We start from the raw sequence: 21,316 nt of genomic DNA, 5'->3' as shown, positions 1-21,316 counted from the left end.
TGACTCAACTAACGCTCCTGCTGGTGAGTGGGGCTCGGGAAACTGCCGGTCTGACCGTTGCCGGCCTGACGACCCTGCGCGATGCCCCGACGGAGATTGGTCAGCCGGCCGCGTACGTCGTCAGGCGCACGCGAGACCTGCGGACCGGGCTGGTGCTGTTGCTGCTGAGCCGTGCCCGGGACGAGGTTCGCCCTGGGCACCCGGCGCGGCAGGCCGGATGTGGTGACGCCGCCCGCGGCCGGCTGCCTGACTCGCTCGGCCTGCCGGACGAGTTCGTCGTTCGGCGAGGTGCGCCAGGAGGCATTGGTGGCGGCGGGACGCTGGGGGGCAGCCGGAGCCTGCGGCTCCTGGTGCTGCTGTTGCTGCGGGGCCTGGGCCGCGCCGCCCGCCTGCTGACCGTGGAACCAGTTGGTCTCCAGCGTGTCGTAGAGCGGGGTACGCCCGTCACCGGGACCCGCCGGCGGCAGCGCCTCCGGCTCAGGACGACCCAGGGAACGCTGCGGACCGGTCGGCTGCGACGGGGTGCCGTAGCCACCCGCCTGCGGAGTGGCGAACTGGCCGGTGGACGAGGGGTCCTGGCGCCCGGGCAGCGAGTGCTGACCGGTCGAGGAGCCGTCGTAACCGGGTGCGGCGAACTGGCCGGTGGAGCCGTTGTCGTACGCCTGCGGAGCGAACTGGTTCGGGGCCGCCGGGGTGTTCTGGCCGCCCGGGGCACCGAAGACGTCGGACCGGGTGAAGCCGTTCTCGTCCTGCTGGCCACTGGTACCGGGGCGCTGGAACTGCCCGGTGTCCTGCCGGCCGCTCGTACCCGGACGCTGGAACTGGCTGGTGTCCTGCCGTCCGCCCGGAGCCGACTGGGGGTTGCCCACGGCCGGGAACTGGCCCGTGGCGTGCACTCCGTTGGCGACCGGACGGCCGAAGTCGGCGGGGCCCGCCGGGCTCTGACGGTCGTCGGTGCGCGGGACCACCGGTATCTCGGCGGTCGCCCCGGGACCCTGCCGGTCGTCGAAGCGAGGCATACGCGACGTCTGGGCGACGTCCGGCTCCTCGTGACCGCGCGGGGCGTCCAGCGGGCCGCGCGACACCGGGGGCTGGGCGTTCTCGTCGCCCCAGCTGGTGACCCGCGGCTGCGGGTTGCCGCCCGGCAGCTCGGCGCGCGGACCACCGCGCGGCGGCAGCTGCGGCTGACGGCCGCGGCCGCCCTGATCGGCCTTGTTGTTCCGCTGCTGCGTCGGACGTCCGCCGAACATGTCCACACCCTGCGTGCCCGTGCCGGCCGCCTGGAGACCCTGCGGCGCGCCCGACGTCTGACCGCCGAAGCCCGCACCCGCACCGGCCGGAGCCGGTCGGCCCTGCTGGGGGGAGGCCGGCGGCTGCTGCGGCCCACGCGGCGGCTGACCACCGGGGCGGCCACCACCGTCACGGCCGGGCAGCGCGGCCCGGGGGCCCTGACCGGTGGCGAGCCGGCCACCGGCGCCGGGACCGGAGCCGAGGGCACCGCCCTGCGAACCGTTCTGCGAGCCGTTCTGGCGACGCGCGGCGGCGACGCCCGCGGCGGCCTGCGCGGCGGCGGGACCACCCGAGACGCTGCTCTGACCGGGCTTGGGCTGGGGCTTCTTGCCGCCCTGGGCGACGTCCACGGGGAGCATGACCAGCGCGGTCGTGCCACCGGAGTCGGAGGGACGCAGCTGGATGCGGATGCCGTGCCGCTGCGACAGACGACCGACCACGAACAGACCCATGCGTCGGGAGACCGACACGTCCACGGTGGGCGGCGAGGCGAGCCGCTCGTTGATCGCGGCGAGGTCCTCGGGGGAGAGGCCGATGCCGGTGTCGTGGATCTCGATCAGGACGCGGCCGTCGGGCAGCGCGTGACCGGTGACCTTGACCTTGGTCTGCGGGGAGGAGAACGAGGTGGCGTTCTCCAGCAGCTCGGCGAGGAGGTGCACGAGGTCGTTGACGACCCGGCCGGCCACTTCGGTGGTCGGCACGGAGGCCAGTTCGATCCGCTCGTACTGCTCCACCTCGGAGGCGGCGGCACGCAGCACGTCGACCAGCGGGACCGGACGGGTCCAGCGGCGGCCGGGCTCCTCACCCGCGAGGACGAGGAGGTTCTCACCGTTACGGCGCATGCGGGTCGCGAGGTGGTCGAGCTTGAAGAGCGAGGACAGCTGGTCCGGGTCGGCCTCGCGGGACTCCAGTTCGGAGATCAGCGACAGCTGGCGCTGGATCAGACCCTGGGAGCGGCGCGAGAGGTTGGTGAACATCGCGTTGACGTTGCCCCGCAGCAGGGCCTGCTCGGCGGCGAGGCGGACGGCCTCGCGGTGCACGTCGTCGAAGGCCGCGGCCACCTGGCCGATCTCGTCCCGGGAGTGCACACCGACCGACTCCACGGACGTGTCGACGTCCTGCGGGTCGGACTCGGAGAGCTGCTTGACCAGTTCGGGCAGCCGGTCCTGGGCGACCTTGGTGGCGGTCTCCTGGAGGCGGCGCAGCGAACGGATCATGGACCGGGCGACGACGAACGCGCCGACCAGCGAGACACCGAGCACGAGCAGGATGAGCGCACCGGAGATGATCGCCTCGCGCTCCGAGTCGGCGCGCAGCTCACGCGCCTTCTGCTCCATGTCCTCGAGCAGCGTGAGCTCGATGTTGCCCATCTGCTTGATCTTGGTGGAGCTGGCGTCGATCCAGTCCTGGTACGACTGCTTGTCCAGCGACTCCAGGCCGCTGGCGGAGCTGAGCGCGCGGTCGGCGTAGGTGTTGGCGTCCTCGATGACCGGGTTGCCCGCCTCGATCGGCTGCAGCAGCTCCTCGGCGTCGCTGTCGCCGTAGATGCTGCGGAAGCTCGAGAGCTCGGATTCCTGGTTCTCGAGGCCGGCCTGGGCGTACTGCCGGTCGTTCTCGGAGAGCTTGCCGTAGACGCTGTTGCTCGCCGGCAGCGCCGCCGCGATCACGGCGCGCTGGACGGAGGCGTACTCCTTGGCGGAGGAGAACGCGGCCAGCGCACGCGTGCGCTGGATCATCTCCGGGTTGCTGGTGGCCTGCGCCATGTCCTGGGAGAGGTCGAGCAGGCTGGTGATGAGGCGGTGGTAGCCCTCCACCGTCTGGGTGGAGTTGTTCTTCTCCGCGTAGGCCGTCGTCCGGATCTTGGCGAGGTTGGCCAGGTCGCTCAGCAGACCGACGAGGCTGTCCCGGACGCCCTGGAGATTGCCGTCCGTGGTGGCGCCGTCGATCTCCTCCGACGAGTCCTGGAAGGCGCTGAGCGCGCGGTCCGTCTTCTCGCGCAGGCCCTTGATCCCGGGGTCGGTCGCCTTGCCGTTGTGCGCCAGCGGACCGGCCGACTTGTCGCGCTCCTCCTGGAGCGCGTCGGCCAGGTCGGTGGCCTGCTTGGTCATGTCCGTCAGCAGCTTCATGTTGTCGAGCTGCTGGATGTCGTCCATCGACTGGTTGATGCGCAGCGCGCCCAGCGAGGTGGCCGCGACCACGGGCAGGGTCAGCAGCGCCACCAGACGCGTGGAGATGCGCCAGTTGCGCAGTGCCACCCGGGGGCCGGGCCCGGTCGGCGACTTCGCCGGCGCCGGGGGAGGCGAACCGGGCGACGTGGACGCACCGGGACGTCCCGAGCGCTCACCGCCGTCACCGGACGGATTGGGGCCCTGGTTCTGGGCGTGCTGGGGCGAGGAGCCGACTGCCATCGGGCCAGTCCCGCCGTGCGGCTCCGGCTCGGCCGAAGCGCTGCCATCCCTCTTGAAACGTCCCTGCACTAGCGTCGCAACCTCTGGACCAGGCGCCCCTCCGCGCGAACGGAAGGACGGTGTCGGCGTGTTGGGAGGCGTCCTGAATACGCCCCCCAATTGGTCGTGAGTAACCGGCGCTGGCTCCCCCTGTCTCGCCGCCACCGGGCGCGCTGGGCGCCCTCTGTGCGCCGGCTCGATCCCGCGGCGGTTCGAGGAATTCCAGCACAGTGCAGGATCTCCAACAAGGCCCGTTGGCCAGGCTGTGACATCCGTGACACGACGTGAGGGTCAAGTTACGGGATGTAGAAACCCATCCCACATAAGGCGGACATAAGGGTGTGAAGGGGTGGTGGCCGAAGGGTGTCCCAGTCGCCATGATCAGGAGCGGAATGAGTGCTTCAGGTGGCGAATGTCCGTTTCGTACGGGTCACCCGGTAGTCCGGAATGGCCGTTTTGCCCCTTGATTCGTGAGCAAACTCACACGCTGATCATGCGACCTTCACGTCTTCACCGGGAATCGCGTGTTTAGCCTGACGCTTTACAGGGATGACGCATCCGACAAACCGCGTCCGTGCGGAGGCCCTTGAGGGCTTCCCGGGCGCCCGGACACGACAGGGTCACGTACAACAGTGAAGACGACGACGATGTTCCACAAGATCGCCAACCCCCGGCGTACGACCCTGGCGCACCTCACGGACGCCGACGACCTCCAGCTCCCTGAGCAGCAGGAGCACTCCGTCGAGCTTCCCGCCCAGACCGCGAACCCCAAGCGCACCATCCTCATGGAGGCGCCGGTCGCGGCCTCCGTCGTGGAGTAGATCTTCACGCGGAGATACGGGCACCGGCCGCCGATTGCTCAAGCGGCCACCCACGGATGTCAAGGGCGTCCCCGGCCGGGGGCGCCCTTCCGCGTTAGCCTGGGGCGTCACACTCCACCCAGCTCAGTCAAGGGGCCAACCAACCCGTGCGCATCGCCAGGTTCTCCATCGACGGGAACGTCGCCTTCGGCGCGGTCGAGGGCGACAAGCCGGACGAGCTCGTCCTCGACATCATCAAGGGCATCCCGTTCACGGACTTCGAGCTCTCCGGCACCAAGGTGCCGCTGAGCAAGGTCCGGCTGCTCCCGCCCGTCCTGCCCAACAAGGTCGTGGCCTTCGGCCGCAACTACGCCGAGCACGCGCGCGAGCTGGGCAACGAGGTGCCGGACGCCCCGTTCGCCTTCTTCAAGCCCTCCACCTCGGTGATCGGCTCCGGCGACGCCATCCAGTACCCGGCCTTCTCCGAAGAGGTCCATCACGAGGCCGAGCTCGCCGTCGTCATCGGACGGCTCTGCCGCGAGGTCCCCCGCGAGCGCGTCAAGGACGTGATCTTCGGCTACACCTGCGCGAACGACGTCACCGCCCGCGACGTCCAGAAGCGCGAGAAGCAGTGGGCCCGGGCCAAGGGCTTCGACACCTCGTGCCCGCTGGGCCCCTGGGTGGAGACCGGCCTGGACCTCGAGACCGCCGGCGACCTCACCGTCCAGCTGACGGTCAACGGGCAGCAACGGCAGCTCGGCCGCACCAGCGAGATGATCCATTCGATCGAGGATCTGATCGTCAACATCACCGAGGCCATGACGCTGCTCCCCGGCGACGTGATCCTCACGGGCACCCCGGCAGGGGTCGGCCCCCTGGTCGTCGGCGACGAGGTCGCCGTCACCATCGAAGGCATCGGCACTCTCACCAACAAGGTTGTCAAGCGTGGCTAGCGCACCCGGCTCCTCCGTACGCGTCCGTTTCTGTCCCTCGCCCACCGGTAACCCCCACGTGGGCCTGGTCCGCACCGCCCTGTTCAACTGGGCGTTCGCCAAGCACCACCAGGGCACGCTGGTCTTCCGCATCGAGGACACCGACGCGGCCCGTGACTCCGAGGAGTCCTACGACCAGCTCCTGGACTCGCTGCGCTGGCTGGGCTTCGACTGGGACGAGGGCCCCGAGATCGGCGGCCCGCACGCGCCGTACCGCCAGTCGCAGCGGATGGACCTCTACGCCGACGTCGCCCGCAAACTCCTCGACGCCGGCCACGCCTACCACTGCTACTGCTCCCAGGAGGAGCTGGACACCCGCCGCGACGCCGCCCGCGCCGCCGGCCGGCCCTCCGGCTACGACGGCCACTGCCGCGACCTCACCGAGGCGCAGGTGGCGGAGTACAAGGCCCAGGGCCGCACCCCGATCGTCCGCTTCCGCATGCCCGACGAGACGATCACCTTCACGGACCTGGTCCGCGGCGAGCTGACGTTCACCCCGGAGAACGTGCCGGACTTCGGCATCGTCCGCGCGAACGGCGCCCCGCTGTACACGCTGGTCAACCCGGTGGACGACGCGCTGATGGAGATCACGCACGTCCTGCGGGGCGAGGACCTGCTCTCCTCCACCCCCCGCCAGATCGCCCTGTACAAGGCGCTCACCGAACTGGGCATCGCCCAGGGGACCCCGCACTTCGGTCACCTGCCGTACGTGATGGGCGAGGGCAACAAGAAGCTGTCGAAGCGGGACCCGGAGTCCTCCCTCAACCTCTACCGCGAGCGCGGCTTCCTCCCCGAGGGCCTGCTCAACTACCTCTCGCTGCTCGGCTGGTCGCTCTCGGCCGACCAGGACATCTTCACGATGGACGAGATGACCGCGGCCTTCGACATCGCGGACGTCAACCCCAACCCGGCGCGCTTCGACCTCAAGAAGGCGGAGGCGATCAACGCCGACCACATCCGCCTGCTGGACGTGAAGGACTTCACGGAGCGCTGCGCGCCCTGGCTGAAGGCCCCCTACGCCCCCTGGTCCCCGCAGGACTTCGACCAGGCCAGGTGGGAGGCGATCGCCCCGCACGCCCAGACCCGTCTGAAGGTGCTGTCGGAGATCACCGACAACGTCGACTTCCTCTTTCTGCCGGAGCCCGCCGTCGACGAGGCGAGCTGGACGAAGGCGATGAAGGAGGGCAGCGACGCGCTGCTCACGACGGCCCGCGAGAAGCTGGCGGCGGCCGACTGGACCTCGGCCGAGTCCCTCAAGGAGGCCGTCCTGGCCGCCGGCGAGGCGCACGGCCTCAAGCTCGGCAAGGCACAGGCCCCGGTCCGTGTCGCCGTCACCGGCCGCACGGTCGGCCTGCCGCTCTTCGAGTCCCTGGAGATCCTGGGCAAGGAGAAGACGCTGGCCCGCGTCGACGCGGCCCTGGCGAGGCTCGCCGCGTAGCCCCGCTCCCGCCCGAAGGGGCGGCGCCTGTCGACCGGGCGCCGCCCCTTCGGTATCTCCCGGACAGGGCGGCCACCTCCGCGTTACCGTCGGATCATGAGCATCCTCGCCGTGGTCTGGGACGTGGACGACACCCTCTTCGACTACACGACCGCCGACCGTGAGGGCATGCGGTCGTATCTGACGGCCGAGGGGCTGCTCGACCGGTTCGGCACCGCGGAGGAGGGGCTCGCGCGGTGGCGGGAGGTCACCGAACAGCAGTGGGCCCGGTTCTCGGCGGGCGGGATCACCTTCGAGGACCAGCGACGGGACCGGGTACGGGCGTTCCTGGGCCGCGAGATGACGGACGCGGAGGCCGACGACTGGCTCCAGCGCTACCGCTCGCACTACGAGGCCGCCTGGGCGCTCTTCCCGGACGTCCTGCCCGTGCTCGACGCCCTCGCCGCCAGCCACCGCCACGCCGTGCTCTCCAACTCCAGCATCCACGTCCAGGACCACAAGCTGCGCGTCCTCGGGGTCCACGACCGCTTCGAGGTCATCCTGTGCGCGGCGGAACTGGGTGTCTCCAAGCCGGAGGCCGGCGCCTTCCTCGCGGCCTGCGAGGCCCTGTCGCTGCCCCCTCACCAGGTGGCCTACGTGGGTGACCATCCGGAGATCGACGGGCGGGGGGCAGCCGACGCCGGACTGCTCTCCGTGTGGATCGACCGCTACGGCACGGCCACCGTCGAGCTCCCCTCCGGACGCCACCGGATCGTCTCGCTCGCCGAACTGCCCGCGATCCTCGGCCCCGATACCCGTTTTGGAGCCCGGTCCACCTTCGGGTAATGTTCTTCCTGCGCCGCCGGAGAGCGGGCCGAAAGGCCGGTACCGGAGGAGCAACGCTAGAACAAGAGCCCTTACGGGTCTTGCGTTCCAGTGGCCTATGGTGTAATTGGCAGCACGACTGATTCTGGTTCAGTTAGTCTTGGTTCGAGTCCAGGTAGGCCAGCTCGCAGAGCTTATCTGCACCTGTGGAGGTCGACTCCACGAAGCCCCCGTTGTGTAGCGGCCTAGCACGCTGCCCTCTCACGGCAGTAGCGCCGGTTCGAATCCGGTCGGGGGTACAGATCCTTCCCACGAGGAGAGTTCGGGTAGCTCCCCCTCTCGTCGATGCAGGATCGCTAGGGCCCCCGTTGTGTAGCGGCCTAGCACGCTGCCCTCTCACGGCAGTAGCGCCGGTTCGAATCCGGTCGGGGGTACGCATTTCATCGAATCACCTTGGTCTATGGTGTAATTGGCAACACTACGGTTTCTGGTACCGTCATTCTAGGTTCGAGTCCTGGTAGACCAGCTCTGATCTGCGGAAACGCATGATGCAGGCCCCCGTTGTGTAGCGGCCTAGCACGCTGCCCTCTCACGGCAGTAGCGCCGGTTCGAATCCGGTCGGGGGTACATGATCGAAAAAGCCTCTCGCTTCGGCGGGGGGCTTTTTCGCATGCCGGGATCTCCGGCATGCCCCAACGCCCGGGTCTCTATGAAGTCGAGGTCCGGCACGGCCGCTCGGTGCGTCAACCGGGCGTAGGGCACGAGAAGTTCGGCGTTCCCGTCGTAGCCGAGCCGGCGTTCGGCCTCGCGGCGCCCACGGCCAGGTGCCGGTGGAGGCGCGCGGGCGGTCCGCGAAGGACCGGTTTGCCCACCGGTCCGCTTCTTGGCGCGGCCGTCGTCTGCCGGGGGCGGATGTGTCGTGGCCGGTCGCGCCCGTGCGGCGAGGCCGCACAGCGGCAGGCCCCGGCGCGTCCGGGCCGGTCGGTGATGCCGTCGGTTCGAGGGCTGCCGCGGCGTTGAGGCGGCCCCTTTCCCGGGTCGGTGTCAGCCCGTCCTGCGCAGGGCCTCCGAGAGGCGAGCCGCCGCGTCGATGATCGCCTGGGCGTGCATACGGCCGGGGTGGCGGGTCAGGCGCTCGATGGGGCCCGAGACGGAGACGGCGGCCACCACGCGGTTCGAGGGGCCCCGCACGGGAGCCGACACGGACGCGACGCCCGGCTCGCGCTCGCCGATGGACTGGGCCCAGCCGCGGCGCCGTACGCCCGACAGGGCCGTCGCCGTGAAACGGGCGCCCTGGAGGCCGCGGTGCAGACGCTCGGGCTCCTCCCAGGCCATCAGGATCTGGGCCGAGGAACCGGCCTTCATCGTGAGCGTGGAACCGACCGGGACCGTGTCCCGAAGGCCGGACAGGCGCTCCGCCGCGGCCACGCAGATGCGCATGTCGCCCTGGCGGCGGTAGAGCTGCGCGCTCTCGCCGGTGATGTCGCGCAGGTGCGTCAGCACCGGCCCGGCGGTGGCGAGGAGACGGTCCTCGCCGGCGGCCGCGGCCAGCTCGGCAAGGCGCGGGCCGAGGATGAATCGGCCCTGCATGTCGCGCGCCACCATACGGTGGTGTTCCAAAGCCACGGCCAGTCGGTGAGCCGTGGGTCGTGCCAGTCCGGTGGCCGCGACCAAGCCTGCGAGGGTGGCCGGACCGGACTCCAGGGCGCTCAGGACAAGGGCTGCCTTGTCCAGGACGCCGACGCCGCTACTGTTGTCCATGCAACGATACTCCCGTCTCACTCTGTGAAACGCAAGTTCATTTTTCCGTGAGACGCGCAACCCTTGGACGCATGGTGGCCCGCGGACCAACGGGCCTGGCGGCGGGTGCCCGGAAAACAGGGGCAACGGGCGTCGCCTCCACAAGATCTCTAGTTGGGCCGGTGCGTCATTGCCGGCCGGAGGGAAAGCGATGGGTAGGACACTCGCGGAGAAGGTCTGGGACGACCACGTCGTCCGGCGCGCCGAGGGCGAGCCCGACCTCCTCTTCATCGATCTGCACCTCCTGCACGAGGTGACCAGCCCGCAGGCCTTCGACGGGCTGCGGCAGAACGGCCGCCCGGTGCGCCGTCTCGACCTCACCATCGCGACCGAGGACCACAACACCCCGACCCTCGACATCGACAAGCCGATCGCCGACCCGGTCTCGCGCGCCCAGCTGGAGACGCTGCGCAAGAACTGCGCCGAGTTCGGCGTGCGGCTGCATCCGCTCGGCGACGTCGAGCAGGGCGTCGTACACGTCGTCGGCCCGCAGCTGGGTCTGACCCAGCCCGGCACCACCGTCGTCTGCGGCGACTCCCACACCTCCACGCACGGCGCGTTCGGCGCGCTGGCGTTCGGCATCGGCACCTCGCAGGTCGAGCACGTGCTCGCCACCCAGACCCTGCCGCTGGCCCGCCCCAAGACCATGGCGATCACGGTCGAGGGCGAGCTGCCCGACGGCGTGACGGCCAAGGACCTGATCCTGGCGATCATCGCCAAGATCGGTACCGGCGGCGGCCAGGGCTACATCCTGGAGTACCGGGGCTCCGCCATCGAGAAACTCTCGATGGAGGCCCGGATGACCATCTGCAACATGTCGATCGAGGCCGGTGCCCGCGCGGGCATGATCGCCCCGGACGAGACCACCTTCGAGTACATCAAGGGCCGCGACCACGCTCCCGAGGGCGCCGACTGGGACGCGGCGGTCGCGTACTGGAAGACGCTGCAGACGGACGCGGACGCCGAGTTCGACGCCGAGGTCGTCATCGACGGTGCCGCGCTGTCGCCGTTCGTCACCTGGGGTACCAACCCGGGTCAGGGCGCGCCGCTTTCGGCCGTCGTCCCCGACCCTGCTTCGTACGAAGACGCTTCGGAGCGCAACGCCGCCGAAAAGGCCCTGGAATACATGGGGTTGGAGGCCGGCCAGCCGCTGCGCTCCATCAACGTGGACACCGTCTTCGTAGGTTCGTGCACCAACGGCCGGATCGAGGACCTGCGGGCCGCCGCCGCCATCGTCGAGGGCCGCAAAGTCGCCGACGGCGTACGGATGCTGGTCGTCCCCGGCTCGGTGCGGGTCGGTCTCCAGGCCGTCTCCGAGGGTCTGGACGTCGTCTTCAAGGACGCCGGCGCCGAGTGGCGGCACGCGGGCTGCTCGATGTGCCTCGGGATGAACCCCGACCAGCTGGCCCCGGGCGAGCGCTCCGCGTCCACCTCCAACCGCAACTTCGAGGGGCGGCAGGGCAAGGGCGGCCGTACCCACCTGGTGTCGCCGCAGGTCGCGGCCGCCACGGCCGTCCTGGGCCACCTGGCCTCCCCGGCCGACCTGTCCGACGCCGAGACCCGTACGCCCGCTGGAGTCTGATCAGTCATGGAAGCATTCATCTCGCACACCGGTCGGGCCGTCCCGCTGCGCCGCTCCAACGTCGACACCGACCAGATCATCCCTGCTCACTGGCTCAAGAAGGTCACGCGGGACGGGTTCGAGGACGGGCTGTTCGAGGCCTGGCGCAAGGACGAGAACTTCATCCTCAACCGCCCCGAACGGCAGGGCGCGAGCGTGCTGGTCGCCGGCCCCGACTTCGGCACCGGTTCCTCCCGCGAGCACGCCGTGTGGGCACTGCAGAACTACGGCTTCAAGACCGTGATCTCGTCCCGCTTCGCCGACATCTTCCGGGGCAACTCGCTGAAGAACGGCCTGCTCACGGTGGTTCTGGAGCAGAACATCGTGGACGCGCTGTGGGAGCTCACCGAGAAGGACCCGCAGGCCGAGATCACGGTGGACCTCGAGGCGCGTGAGGTGCGGGCCGAGGGCGTCACCGCCTCCTTCGAGCTGGACGAGAACTCCCGCTGGCGCCTGCTGAACGGGCTGGACGACATCTCCATCACCCTCCAGAACGAGGGCGACATCTCCGCCTACGAGGCCAAGCGCCCGTCGTACAAGCCGAGGACGCTCCAGCTCTGACCCCGGGGCCCCAGAAGGCCCTGAGCAGGTCGAGTTTCGGCCACCGCGACACCCCCGCCGTACCCCCGATCGGTCCGATCGGGGGTACTGCTGTGTCTGCACCCGTTCGGCCCCGTGAATCTTCTCCCTTTCTCCCAACTTCCCACGTTAGAGGGGTTGTTGCCTGGGTACGCGGCCTGTGTGGTCACAACCGCCGCAAGCGCCGAGGCGGCCGTTCGAGGCGGCAGTTGCCCCCTGGGCGGGCGACAACTCGCCCCAGATGGCACAATCTGTGCATGGAACACGACGGCCAACTCGAGCTCTATACGGCGGTCGCGAACCAGCTCAAGGACGCGCACACAAGAGTGCGCGCACTGCAAGTCCCGGAGGGCGTACGGATGGCGCTGACCCGGAAGCTGCTGGTCATTACGGCCGCGGCCAAGCACGATCTCGCCGATGCGACAAGGCGTCTGGAGCGGTTCATGGCGGACCTCGACGAGGGGCGAATGCCCGGCGAGGAGCGTTGATCGTCTCCGGAGCAGCCGATTTCGTTGCGGCACAAGGGTGATTAGCCCGTTTCGTGTTTGATTTGCGGTATATATCTGCCTAACGTGCGAAAAAGCTTGAACAGTTTCGTTCCGGCTAATGTCTCCGAAGGGGAAGACGTGAACAAGGCGCAGCTCGTAGAAGCGATTGCCGACAAGGTGGGCGGCCGCCAGCAGGCCGCCGAGGCGGTCGACGCGGTCCTGGACGCCATCGTCCGCGCGACGGTCGCGGGAGACCGGGTCTCGGTCACCGGCTTCGGTTCGTTCGAGAAGGTCGACCGGCCTGCCCGCTACGCTCGCAACCCCCAGACGGGCGAGCGGGTTCGGGTCAAGAAGACGTCCGTGCCGCGTTTCCGCGCAGGACAGGGCTTCAAGGACCTGGTGAGCGGCTCGAAGAAGCTGCCGCGCGGCGGCGAGGTCGCCGTCAAGAAGGCCCCCAAGGGCAGCCTGACCGGCGGCGCTTCCGCCACGGTCAAGAAGGCCGCCGCGAAGAAGGCCGCCCCGGCGAAGAGGGCGTCGGCCGCCGCGAAGAAGGCCACCCCCGCGAAGAAGACGACGGCCGCCACCGCGAAGAAGACCTCGGCGACCGCCAAGAAGACCACCGCGAAGAAGGCCACCACCAAGACGACGGCGGCCGCCAAGAAGACCACCACCGCGAAGTCGGCCACCGCCAAGAAGACGACGGCCAAGAAGGCCCCGGCCGCGAAGAAGGCGACGGCGACCAAGGCCCCCGCCAAGAAGTCGACCGCGCGCAAGACCACCGCCAAGAAGACCACCGCCCGCAAGGCGTAGAACAGCAGGGCCACTCACGCGCCGGGCCGGACTCCCTCTCGGAAGTCCGGCCCGCGGCGTGTCGGGAGGGGGCCGGGAGGGTCCTGGGCGGAGGAGCCCGCGCCCGTCAGAACGTCTGGAGCGTCACCAGGGTGATCCGGAGGCCGTCCTTCGGCCCCTCCACCTCGATCCGCACCCGCTGCCCGGGCCGCAGCAGCCGCAGCCCGCCCGCGTCGAACGCCGGTGCGTCGAACGACACCGGTGTGCCGTCGTCCAGCAGCACCTGCCCGCTGCGGGTATCGGGGTCGTACGTGTATGCGGTCGCCTGCATGACGGCAGCCTACTGCCCCGGAATCAGCAGCTGCGCCGCCGCCGCGGCCGTCCGGGGGCCCACCCCCAGGGACAGCGCCGCGCGCAGATCCTCGCCGGTGTCCACGTCCTGGCGAACGGAATCCACCTCCTGCGGACACAGTTCCACGGCCCCGGAGGAACGATGCCTGGCGCGGGAATCCGCGCCGAATGCGGGCAGCAATTCACGGCCCGCGGCGACGGCGAGAAGCGTGGTGCCGATCGCCGCCGCGTCCGGGAGGAAAGAGCGGGGGAATTCCCCGGCGGCGTCCAGTACCCGGGCCAATTCCGCCGGGCGCAGGGCCGGCAGATCGGCGTTGAGCGCCGCGAGCGGGGAATCGGGACGCACGGCGCGTACGGCGGCGGCCCCGTGGGCCAGGGCGGTGTTGAGGCCCCCGCGCGGCTCGTCGGCGACGATCCGGGCGCCCAGGGCCGCCAGGACCCGCCCGGCCAGGGCGTCGTCCGTGACTACGGCCACATCCCGCACCGCAGGTGAGGACAGTGCGGCCGCCACGGTGTCCTCGGCGAAGGCGAGGGCGAGGCCCGGGCGCAGCCCGTCGGTTGCGGTGTCCGCGAGCCTGCTCTTGGCCAGCGCCAAGGGCTTCAGGGGTATGACCAAGGTCCACTGCACCGGCGTACCGTCCCTCTCGTGTCGCGGCCATTGTCACCCGGCCCATCCGACGGTCTGACGCGCGGGCGTACCGTGTTCTCGACAGACCGGCGGCCCGGGGCGACACTTGTGCGGCCCCCAGGCCCCGGAGCAGGCCATGGGAAGTCCTAGAGGAAGGTGTCCGCGTGCCCCGCCGCAGAATCGGCTTCTGGTACCGCTTCGCTGCGGTCCTGTGTAAACCCTGGCTGGTGGTTCTGATCAAGCGGGACTGGCAGGGAATGGAACACATTCCGGCCGAGGGCGGCTTTATCACCGCGGTGAACCACAATTCGCATGTCGATCCCTTCGCCTACGCGCACTTCCAGTACAACAGCGGACGCGTGCCGCGATTCCTGGCGAAGAGCGGTCTTTTCAAGGAGGGGTTCGTCGGCGCCGCGATGCGCGGCACAGGGCAGATCCCCGTCTACCGCGAGAGCACGGACGCGCTGAGCGCCTTCCGGGCCGCGATCGACGCCGTGGAGCGCGGCGAGTGCGTCGCGTTCTACCCCGAGGGCACCCTCACCCGCGACCCCGACGGCTGGCCCATGACCGCCAAGACCGGTGCCGCGCGCGTCGCCCTGCAGACCAAGTGCCCGGTGATCCCCGTGGCCCAGTGGGGCGCCAACGAACTGCTGCCGCCGTACGCCAAGAAGCCGAACCTCCTTCCGCGCAAGACGCACCACGTCCTCGCCGGGCCGCCCGTGGACCTCGCACGGTTCTACGGCCACGAGATGACCCCGGAACTCCTCAAGGAGGCGACGGAGGTCATCATGGCGGCCGTCACCGCCCAGCTGGAGGAGATCCGCGGCGAGAAGGCGCCCGAGACGCCCTACGACCCGCGTCGCGAGCGGATCGAGCAGCGCCGCCGTACGCGGGCGGAGACCGGCGACGACGACACCGCTGAGCAGGACGGTACGCAAGCCGGTGCCGGCCCCCGGGCGCAGACCAACGGCACGGCGGCGGCACACACGCAGAGCGGTCACCCGCAGACCGGTCACGCGCAGACCGGCCACACGAAGGCCAGTCACGAGGGGGAGAACAGCAAGTGAGCAAGTCCGTGAAGGCGGCCGTCTTCGGTACCGGATCATGGGGGACCGCCTTCGGCACGGTCCTCGCCGACGCGGGCTGCGAGGTGACGCTGTGGGCGCGCCGCCCCGAACTCGTCGACGCGGTCAACTCCACGCGCACCAACCCCGACTACCTGCCCGGCGTCGAACTCCCGCGCAACCTGCGCGCCACCGCCGACGCGGCCGAGGCGGCCCGGGACGCCGACTTCACCGTTCTCGCGGTCCCCTCGCAGACCCTGCGCGCCAATCTCGCCGACTGGACGCCGCTGCTCGCCCCCCACACCGTGCTGGTGTCGCTGATGAAGGGCGTCGAGCTCGGTACGACCATGCGGATGAGCGAGGTCATCGACGACGTCGCCAAGGTGGGCCCGGACCGGATCGCCGTCGTCACCGGGCCCAACCTCGCGAAGGAGATCGCCTCCCGGATGCCCGCCGCGGCCGTGGTCGCCTGCACCGACGAGGCTGTCGCCCGGAAGCTCCAGGCCGCCTCCCACACGCCGTACTTCCGCCCGTACACCAACACCGACGTGGTGGGCTGCGAGCTGGGCGGCGCCGTCAAGAACGTGATCGGCCTCGCGGTCGGCATCGCGGACGGCATGGGCCTCGGCGACAACGCCAAGGGCTCGCTGATCACGCGCGGCCTCGCCGAGACCACCCGGTTGGGCCTGGCGATGGGCGCGGACCCGCTGACCTTCGCCGGACTCGCCGGGCTCGGCGACCTGGTGGCGACCTGCTCCTCGCCGCTCTCGCGCAACCACACCTTCGGCACCAACCTCGGCAAGGGCATGACCCTGCAGGAGACCATCGCGGTCACTCGGCAGACCGCCGAGGGCGTCAAGTCCTGTGAGTCGGTGCTGGATCTGGCCCGGCGGCACGGCGTCGACATGCCGATCACCGAGACGGTCGTCGCCATCGTGCACGAGGGCAAGCCCCCGGTGGTGGCCGTCAAGGAACTGATGTCGCGCAGCGCGAAGCCCGAACGACGCTGAGCGAACCCGGTGGGCGGACGCTGACTCTCCGCCCTACCACCGGGTACTCTCAAGCCGATATGAGCACCGAGAACCTCCCCCAGAGCCCTCAGCAGCCCGTCCGCAAGCCGCGGGTGGCCGTTGTCTTCGGCGGTCGCAGCTCCGAGCACGGGATCTCCGTGGTCACGGCCGGCGCGGTCCTGCGGGCCATCGACCGGACCAAGTACGAGGTCCTGCCGATCGGCATCACGCGCGAGGGCCGCTGGTTCCTCACCGCCGACGCCCCCGAGCGCATGGCGATCACCGACCGCCGTACGCCCGACGTGGACGAACTCGCCGAGTCGCGGGACGGCGGCGTGGTGCTCCCCGTCGACCCCGCCAACCGCGAAGTCGTCTACTACGAGCCGGGGTCGGTGCCGAAGGCCCTCGGCGAGGTCGACGTCGTCTTCCCGGTCCTGCACGGCCCGTACGGCGAGGACGGCACCCTCCAGGGCCTGCTGGAGCTCTCCGGCGTCCCGTACGTGGGCGCGGGTGTGCTCGCCTCGGCCGTCGGCCAGGACAAGGAGTACATGAAGCGGGTGTTCACCTCCTTCGGGCTCAAGGTCGGCCCGTACGTGGTGATCCGGCCGCGCGAGTGGGCGCAGGACGAGCCGGCCGCGCGCAAGAAGATCGTCGACTTCGCCGGCGAGCACGGCTGGCCGCTCTTCGTGAAGCCCGCGCGCGCGGGTTCCTCCATCGGCATCACCAAGGTCGACGACCTGTCCGGGCTCGACGAGGCGATCGCCGAGGCCCAGCGGCACGACCCGAAGATCCTGGTCGAGGCGGCGCTGCGGGGCCGCGAGATCGAGTGCGGCGTCCTGGAGTTCGAGGACGGCCCCCGCGCCTCCGTCCCGGCCGAGATCCCGCCGCCGGACGCGCACGCGTACTACGACTTCGACGCCAAGTACCTCGACTCGACCCCGGGGATCGTCCCGGCGCCGCTGACGGACGAGGAGACGGCGGAGGTCCGCAGGCTCGCGGTGGACGCCTTCGACGCGGCGTCCTGCGAGGGACTGGTCCGGGCGGACTTCTTCCTCACGGACGAGGGCGAGTTCGTCATCAACGAGATCAACACGATGCCCGGCTTCACCCCGATCTCGATGTACCCCCAGATGTGGCAGGCGACCGGCATCGGCTACGCCGAGCTGGTGGACCGCCTGGTCCAGGCGGCGCTGCGCAGGTCGACGGGCCTGCGTTGATCGGGTTCGACCCGGCCTCGGGCCGGGGTTGATCTAGTCGGCGATCCCTTCGGGGATCGCCTTCTTGATGGCCGGGGCCAGATCGATCAGCACCGAGGAGTTGTCCGCGCTCTCCGGCACCGTCACCTCGACGTACGCGCTCCGGCTGGCGGTGGTGAACCGGTTCCCCCCGCCGTCCCGCTTCTCCATCAGCCAGTCGACGCCGTTCACCCCGCCGGCCACCGCGTCCGGGTCGGCCCCGTCGGCGACCTCGGGGTCGATCATCTTCGGCGGCCGCGTGACACCGCAGCGCAGTATGATCTCCGGGCCTCCCCAGCCCGCGGTCAGCGCGGAGGCGGGCTCGGGATCGTGGCGGCTCTCACCGTCCACCTTCGACGGCAGTACCTTGTCCAGACTTCGGCACAGTTGCGCGGCTTTCGCGCCGGGGCTGGGAACCGCCGCCGACGCGCTGTCGTCTGCCGAGGAGCAGCCCCCGGCCGTGATCAGCAGGACGAGGGCGGATACACCGAGCGGCCGGTGACGGAAAAGGTTCACCGGCCAAGGTTAGACGGGGGCTACAGATGCACGACCGGGCAGGTCAGGGTGCGGGTGATCCCGTCCACCTGCTGGACTTTGGCGACCACCATGCGGCCGAGGTCGTCCACGGTGTCGGCCTGGGCCCGCACGATCACGTCATAGGGTCCTGTCACGTCCTCGGCCTGGACGACGCCAGGGATTTTGCCGATCTCCTCGGCGACGGTCGACGCTTTGCCGACCTCCGTCTGGATCAGGATGTACGCCTGTACCACGGAACCTCCAGGGCGGCCACGAGGATCATGTGGGGAAAAGGAACGCCACGGTATCGCGTCGCCGCTCGTCACGGGGAGACCTGCGGGAAGCACGGCTCGCGCGCCGGGGTGGCGGCAGGACAGAAGTTGACGGCTGACTCGACCGTATCGAGGACACTGGTTACGCGCGACCGGGCACGGACAGGTATAGAAGGGGCGAAAGGGCAATGAAGGGCACTGTTGGTGAGCTCGGGGAGTTCGGGCTCATCAGGGAGCTCACCTCCCGTCTCACCACCACCCCCGCGGTCCGGGTCGGCCCCGGCGACGACGCCGCGGTGGTCGCCGCGCCCGACCGCCGGGTCGTGGCCAGCACCGACATCCTGCTGGAGGGCCGGCACTTCCGCCGCGACTGGTCCACGGCCTACGACGTCGGCCGCAAGGCCGCCGCGCAGAACCTCGCCGACATCGCCGCCATGGGCGCGGTGCCGACGGCCCTGCTGCTCGGCCTCGTCGTGCCCGCCGAACTGCCGGTCACCTGGCCGTCCGAGATGATGGACGGCCTGCGCGACGAGTGCCAGGTCGCCGGCGCCTCCGTGGTCGGCGGCGACGTCGTACGGGGCGACACGATCATGGTGTCGATCACCGCGCTCGGCGACCTGCGCAACCAGGAACCGGTCACCCGGGGCGGCGCCCAGCCCGGCGACCTCGTCGCGGTGACGGGCTGGCTGGGCTGGTCCGCCGCCGGGTACGCCGTCCTCTCCCGGGGCTTCCGCTCGCCGCGCGCCTTCGTCGAGGCCCACCGCCGCCCCGAGCCGCCGTACCACGCGGGTCCGGCCGCGGCCGGGCTCGGCGCGACGGCGATGTGCGACGTCAGCGACGGGCTCATCGCCGACCTCGGGCACATCGCCGAGGCCAGCAAGGTCCGGATCGACATCCGCTCCGGCGCCATCGACATCCCCACCCAGATGCACGACATCGGGCAGGCCGTCGGCGTCGACCCGATCCAGTGGGTGCTGACCGGGGGAGAGGACCACGCGATCGTGGCGACCTTCCCGCCGGACGTGAAGCTGCCCGCCCGCTGGAAGGTGATCGGAGAGGTGCTCAACCCGTCCGCCCTGCCCCAGGTGACGGTGGACGGGGCGCCCTGGACCAGCAAGGGCGGCTGGGACCACTTCGGGGACGGGGACATGGAGTCGTGAGCGCGCTCGGGACCCCTCCCCGGGTGCTGACCGTCGCCGGTTCCGACTCCGGCGGCGGGGCCGGGATCCAGGCCGACCTGAAGACGATGCTCGCGCTCGGCGTACACGGCATGAGCGTGATCACGGCGGTCACCGCGCAGAACTCCCTCGGCGTACAGGGGGCTTGGGAGCTGCCGGTGGAGGCCGTGCGGGCCCAGTTCCGCAGCGTCGTCGACGACATCGGCGTCCAGGCGGTGAAGACGGGCATGCTCGCCTCCGCCGAACTCGTCGAGACCGTCGCCGAGTTGCTCGCCGGCACCGGAGCTCCCGTCGTCGTCGACCCGGTCGGGGTCTCCAAGCACGGGGATCCGCTGCTGGCCGCCTCCGCGCTGGACTCCGTACGCGCGAAACTGCTGCCGGTCGCCACCGTCGCCACGCCGAACCTCGACGAGGTGGCCCAACTGACGGGCGTGCGGGTCGAGTCGGAGAAGCAGCTGAGGGACGCGGCGGCCGCCGTGCTGGCGTACGGGCCGCGCTGGGCGCTCATCAAGGGCGGCCATCTCCCCGGTGCCGCCGTCGACCTGCTCACCGACGGGCACGAGGAGCACTGGCTGCGGGCGCCGAGGTACGACAACCGGCACACGCACGGCACGGGCTGCACCCTCGCGTCCGCGATCGCGGCGCAGCTGGCGAAGGGCGTTCCCGTACCGGAGGCGGTGGCGGCGGCCAAGCGGTACGTCACCGGGGCGATCGCCGCCGGGTTCGCACTCGGCGCCGGCATCGGTCCCGTGGACCACGGATGGGATCTCACCCGGGGTACGGCCGGAGCCTGATGTCGGTCGCGGCCTTCTCGGTGAGCCGCTTGAAGACACCGGCCATCGGACGCGAGCCGAGCAGCCGGTACATCCGGTCCCGGTTGCGGATGCGCCGCTCGGTCGGCGGGGCGAAGAACGGGCCCGCGTTGCCGGAGATCTTCTGGCAGCCCCTGGCGAAGGACCGGACGCGGCTCTCGTACTCGGCGAACGCGGTCCGGTGGTCGCCGCCCGCGAGAGCCAGTTCACCGGCGAGGACGTACGCGCCGACGATGGCCGCGCCGGTCCCCATGCCGCCCATGGTCGCGCCGTACCCGGCGTCCCCCAGCAGGGCCACCCGGCCCTCGGCGAGGCGGTCGACGTGGATCTGCGCGATCGCGTCGAAGTACAGCCGGTCGGCGTCTCGCAGCGCCCCGAGCACCCTCGGCGCCTCCCAGCCCATCCCCGCGAACCGCTCGGCGAGGATCCGCTTCTGCGCGGCCGTGTCCCCGCGGTCGTAGGAGAGTTGCTCCGAGCGGAAGACCAGCAGCGCGCCGGCGCGGTCGGGATCACCGTCGTAGTTGCCCAGGGCGATCGCGCGGCCCGGCTCGCTGTACAGCCTGCCGGTGCGGTCCAGGCCCAGGTCGTTGGGGACGTCGAAGGCGGCCACGTAGTGATCGAAGAAGCGCAGGTAGCGGGACTCGTCGCCGAAGACCAGCCGGCGGGTGTTCGAGTGCAGGCCGTCGGCGCCGATCACGAGGTCGAAGCGGCGGGGGGCGTGCTCCTCGAAGGTCACGTCGACACCGGCACCGGTGTCGGTGAGGGTGGCGATCGAGTCGCCGAAGACGTAGTCGACGTGATCCCGGGTGCGCTCGTACATGATCCGAGCGAGGTCGCCGCGGAGGATCTCGACGTCACCGCTCATCATCTCGGCCGGCAGGTCCACGCGGGGCGAGCCGTCCTCGGCTACGACGATCTGGCGGCCCATGTGGGTCTGGCGGGCGTGGATCTCGTCCCAGATGCCCATGGCGGTGAGGACCTCGCGGTGGACATGCCCCCGGAAGTCGACGGCGAAGCCGCCCGCACGCAGATCCGGGGACCGTTCGACGACGGTGACGCGGGCGCCGTACCGGGCGAGGTGGAGCGCGAGTGCCGGACCGGCGACGCTCGCGCCGGAGATGAGGACGTCCAGGTGGCCGAGGGTGCTGTGGGTCTTCGTCATGCGCAGGAGCCTCGCGGCGGCCGCTGACCGTCCTCCTACC

20 protein-coding genes and 5 tRNA genes are annotated in these 21,316 nt (G+C 70.5%); 18 read left to right on the top strand and 7 right to left on the bottom strand.

The window, feature by feature from the left end:
• Window positions 1-8: 8 nt before the first annotated feature.
• Window positions 9-3,767, bottom strand: coding sequence for a nitrate- and nitrite sensing domain-containing protein (locus tag OG440_RS10530; RefSeq protein ID WP_406006583.1), 3,759 nt, complete (start codon window positions 3,765-3,767; stop codon window positions 9-11).
• Window positions 3,768-4,369: 602 nt separating this feature from the next.
• Between OG440_RS10530 and OG440_RS10525 the strand changes: the two genes are divergently transcribed.
• The 9 genes from OG440_RS10525 to OG440_RS10485 all read left to right on the top strand — a co-directional run bounded on the left by OG440_RS10525 (window position 4,370) and on the right by OG440_RS10485 (window position 8,398).
• Window positions 4,370-4,558 carry a hypothetical protein gene (locus OG440_RS10525; RefSeq protein WP_406006582.1) on the top strand — a complete coding sequence of 63 codons (189 nt, stop codon included), beginning with the start codon at window positions 4,370-4,372 and terminating at the stop codon, window positions 4,556-4,558.
• A gap of 146 nt (window positions 4,559-4,704) precedes the next feature.
• Complete coding sequence (locus OG440_RS10520) at window positions 4,705-5,490, top strand: fumarylacetoacetate hydrolase family protein (RefSeq protein WP_406006581.1); 786 nt, start codon at window positions 4,705-4,707, stop codon at window positions 5,488-5,490.
• Complete coding sequence (gene gltX, locus OG440_RS10515) at window positions 5,483-6,967, top strand: glutamate--tRNA ligase (protein ID WP_406006580.1); 1,485 nt, start codon at window positions 5,483-5,485, stop codon at window positions 6,965-6,967. Before OG440_RS10520 ends, gltX begins: the two co-directional genes overlap by 8 nt.
• Before the next feature lie 96 nt (window positions 6,968-7,063).
• Complete coding sequence (locus tag OG440_RS10510) at window positions 7,064-7,792, top strand: HAD family hydrolase (protein ID WP_406006579.1); 729 nt, start codon at window positions 7,064-7,066, stop codon at window positions 7,790-7,792.
• 91 nt (window positions 7,793-7,883) lie between these two features.
• Window positions 7,884-7,955, top strand: a tRNA-Gln gene (locus tag OG440_RS10505).
• Between the two features lie 42 nt (window positions 7,956-7,997).
• Window positions 7,998-8,070 (top strand) — tRNA-Glu (locus OG440_RS10500).
• Between the two features lie 62 nt (window positions 8,071-8,132).
• Window positions 8,133-8,205 (top strand) — tRNA-Glu (locus tag OG440_RS10495).
• A gap of 20 nt (window positions 8,206-8,225) precedes the next feature.
• A tRNA-Gln gene (locus OG440_RS10490) sits at window positions 8,226-8,297 on the top strand.
• 28 nt (window positions 8,298-8,325) lie between these two features.
• Window positions 8,326-8,398, top strand: a tRNA-Glu gene (locus OG440_RS10485).
• A gap of 417 nt (window positions 8,399-8,815) precedes the next feature.
• Here OG440_RS10485 and ndgR read toward each other — a convergent pair.
• Window positions 8,816-9,532, bottom strand: coding sequence for an IclR family transcriptional regulator NdgR (ndgR, locus tag OG440_RS10480; protein ID WP_267027425.1), 717 nt, complete (start codon window positions 9,530-9,532; stop codon window positions 8,816-8,818).
• A gap of 190 nt (window positions 9,533-9,722) precedes the next feature.
• Here ndgR and leuC point away from each other — a divergent pair, with 190 nt between their 5' ends.
• The 4 genes from leuC to OG440_RS10460 all read left to right on the top strand — a co-directional run bounded on the left by leuC (window position 9,723) and on the right by OG440_RS10460 (window position 13,069).
• A complete protein-coding gene (gene leuC, locus OG440_RS10475) occupies window positions 9,723-11,153 on the top strand; it encodes a 3-isopropylmalate dehydratase large subunit (RefSeq protein ID WP_406006578.1) in 1,431 nt (476 codons plus the stop codon).
• A 6-nt stretch (window positions 11,154-11,159) separates the two neighbouring features.
• A complete protein-coding gene (leuD, locus tag OG440_RS10470) occupies window positions 11,160-11,753 on the top strand; it encodes a 3-isopropylmalate dehydratase small subunit (RefSeq protein ID WP_406006577.1) in 594 nt (197 codons plus the stop codon).
• A 275-nt stretch (window positions 11,754-12,028) separates the two neighbouring features.
• Window positions 12,029-12,259: a hypothetical protein gene (locus OG440_RS10465; RefSeq protein WP_406006576.1), complete on the top strand. Its 231-nt coding sequence runs from the start codon at window positions 12,029-12,031 to the stop codon at window positions 12,257-12,259.
• A 138-nt stretch (window positions 12,260-12,397) separates the two neighbouring features.
• Window positions 12,398-13,069 carry an HU family DNA-binding protein gene (locus tag OG440_RS10460; RefSeq protein ID WP_406006575.1) on the top strand — a complete coding sequence of 224 codons (672 nt, stop codon included), beginning with the start codon at window positions 12,398-12,400 and terminating at the stop codon, window positions 13,067-13,069.
• A 106-nt stretch (window positions 13,070-13,175) separates the two neighbouring features.
• Here OG440_RS10460 and OG440_RS10455 read toward each other — a convergent pair whose 3' ends face one another.
• Window positions 13,176-13,379 carry a hypothetical protein gene (locus OG440_RS10455; RefSeq protein ID WP_406006574.1) on the bottom strand — a complete coding sequence of 68 codons (204 nt, stop codon included), beginning with the start codon at window positions 13,377-13,379 and terminating at the stop codon, window positions 13,176-13,178.
• Between the two features lie 9 nt (window positions 13,380-13,388).
• Complete coding sequence (cofC, locus tag OG440_RS10450) at window positions 13,389-14,027, bottom strand: 2-phospho-L-lactate guanylyltransferase (protein WP_406006573.1); 639 nt, start codon at window positions 14,025-14,027, stop codon at window positions 13,389-13,391.
• A gap of 164 nt (window positions 14,028-14,191) precedes the next feature.
• Here cofC and OG440_RS10445 point away from each other — a divergent pair, with 164 nt between their 5' ends.
• The 3 genes from OG440_RS10445 to OG440_RS10435 are packed head-to-tail and all read left to right on the top strand — an operon-like array spanning window position 14,192 to window position 17,318.
• Window positions 14,192-15,094, top strand: coding sequence for a lysophospholipid acyltransferase family protein (locus OG440_RS10445; RefSeq protein WP_406006572.1), 903 nt, complete (start codon window positions 14,192-14,194; stop codon window positions 15,092-15,094).
• Complete coding sequence (locus tag OG440_RS10440) at window positions 15,091-16,101, top strand: NAD(P)H-dependent glycerol-3-phosphate dehydrogenase (RefSeq protein ID WP_406006571.1); 1,011 nt, start codon at window positions 15,091-15,093, stop codon at window positions 16,099-16,101. Before OG440_RS10445 ends, OG440_RS10440 begins: the two co-directional genes overlap by 4 nt.
• 59 nt (window positions 16,102-16,160) lie before the next feature.
• Window positions 16,161-17,318 carry a D-alanine--D-alanine ligase family protein gene (locus OG440_RS10435; RefSeq protein ID WP_406006570.1) on the top strand — a complete coding sequence of 386 codons (1,158 nt, stop codon included), beginning with the start codon at window positions 16,161-16,163 and terminating at the stop codon, window positions 17,316-17,318.
• A gap of 33 nt (window positions 17,319-17,351) precedes the next feature.
• Here OG440_RS10435 and OG440_RS10430 read toward each other — a convergent pair whose 3' ends face one another.
• Together OG440_RS10430 and OG440_RS10425 are read right to left on the bottom strand one after the other, a co-directional pair.
• Window positions 17,352-17,852 (bottom strand): DUF3515 domain-containing protein, encoded by a 501-nt coding sequence (locus tag OG440_RS10430; protein WP_406006569.1) that lies wholly within the window; start codon window positions 17,850-17,852, stop codon window positions 17,352-17,354.
• Window positions 17,853-17,872: 20 nt separating this feature from the next.
• The gene (locus OG440_RS10425) at window positions 17,873-18,106 is read right to left on the bottom strand and encodes an Lrp/AsnC family transcriptional regulator (RefSeq protein WP_020128743.1); all 234 of its coding nucleotides are present in this window, start codon (window positions 18,104-18,106) and stop codon (window positions 17,873-17,875) included.
• 206 nt (window positions 18,107-18,312) lie between these two features.
• Here OG440_RS10425 and OG440_RS10420 point away from each other — a divergent pair, with 206 nt between their 5' ends.
• On the top strand, window positions 18,313-19,284 hold the full coding sequence (locus OG440_RS10420) for a thiamine-phosphate kinase (protein WP_406006568.1): 972 nt from the start codon (window positions 18,313-18,315) through the stop codon (window positions 19,282-19,284).
• Window positions 19,281-20,096, top strand: a complete 816-nt coding sequence (thiD, locus tag OG440_RS10415) for a bifunctional hydroxymethylpyrimidine kinase/phosphomethylpyrimidine kinase (protein WP_406006567.1) — start codon at window positions 19,281-19,283, stop codon at window positions 20,094-20,096. Before OG440_RS10420 ends, thiD begins: the two co-directional genes overlap by 4 nt.
• Here thiD and OG440_RS10410 read toward each other — a convergent pair.
• Window positions 20,071-21,276, bottom strand: a complete 1,206-nt coding sequence (locus OG440_RS10410) for an FAD-dependent monooxygenase (protein WP_406006566.1) — start codon at window positions 21,274-21,276, stop codon at window positions 20,071-20,073. The two genes, thiD and OG440_RS10410, sit on opposite strands and share 26 nt — an antisense overlap.
• Window positions 21,277-21,316 lie beyond the last annotated feature (40 nt).

Source organism: Streptomyces sp. NBC_00637 (genome assembly GCF_045161545.1).
GTDB lineage: Bacteria > Actinomycetota > Actinomycetes > Streptomycetales > Streptomycetaceae > Streptomyces.
The sequence above is the reverse complement of the archived record's forward strand: the minus strand, read 5'-3'. Positions and strand labels throughout refer to the sequence as shown.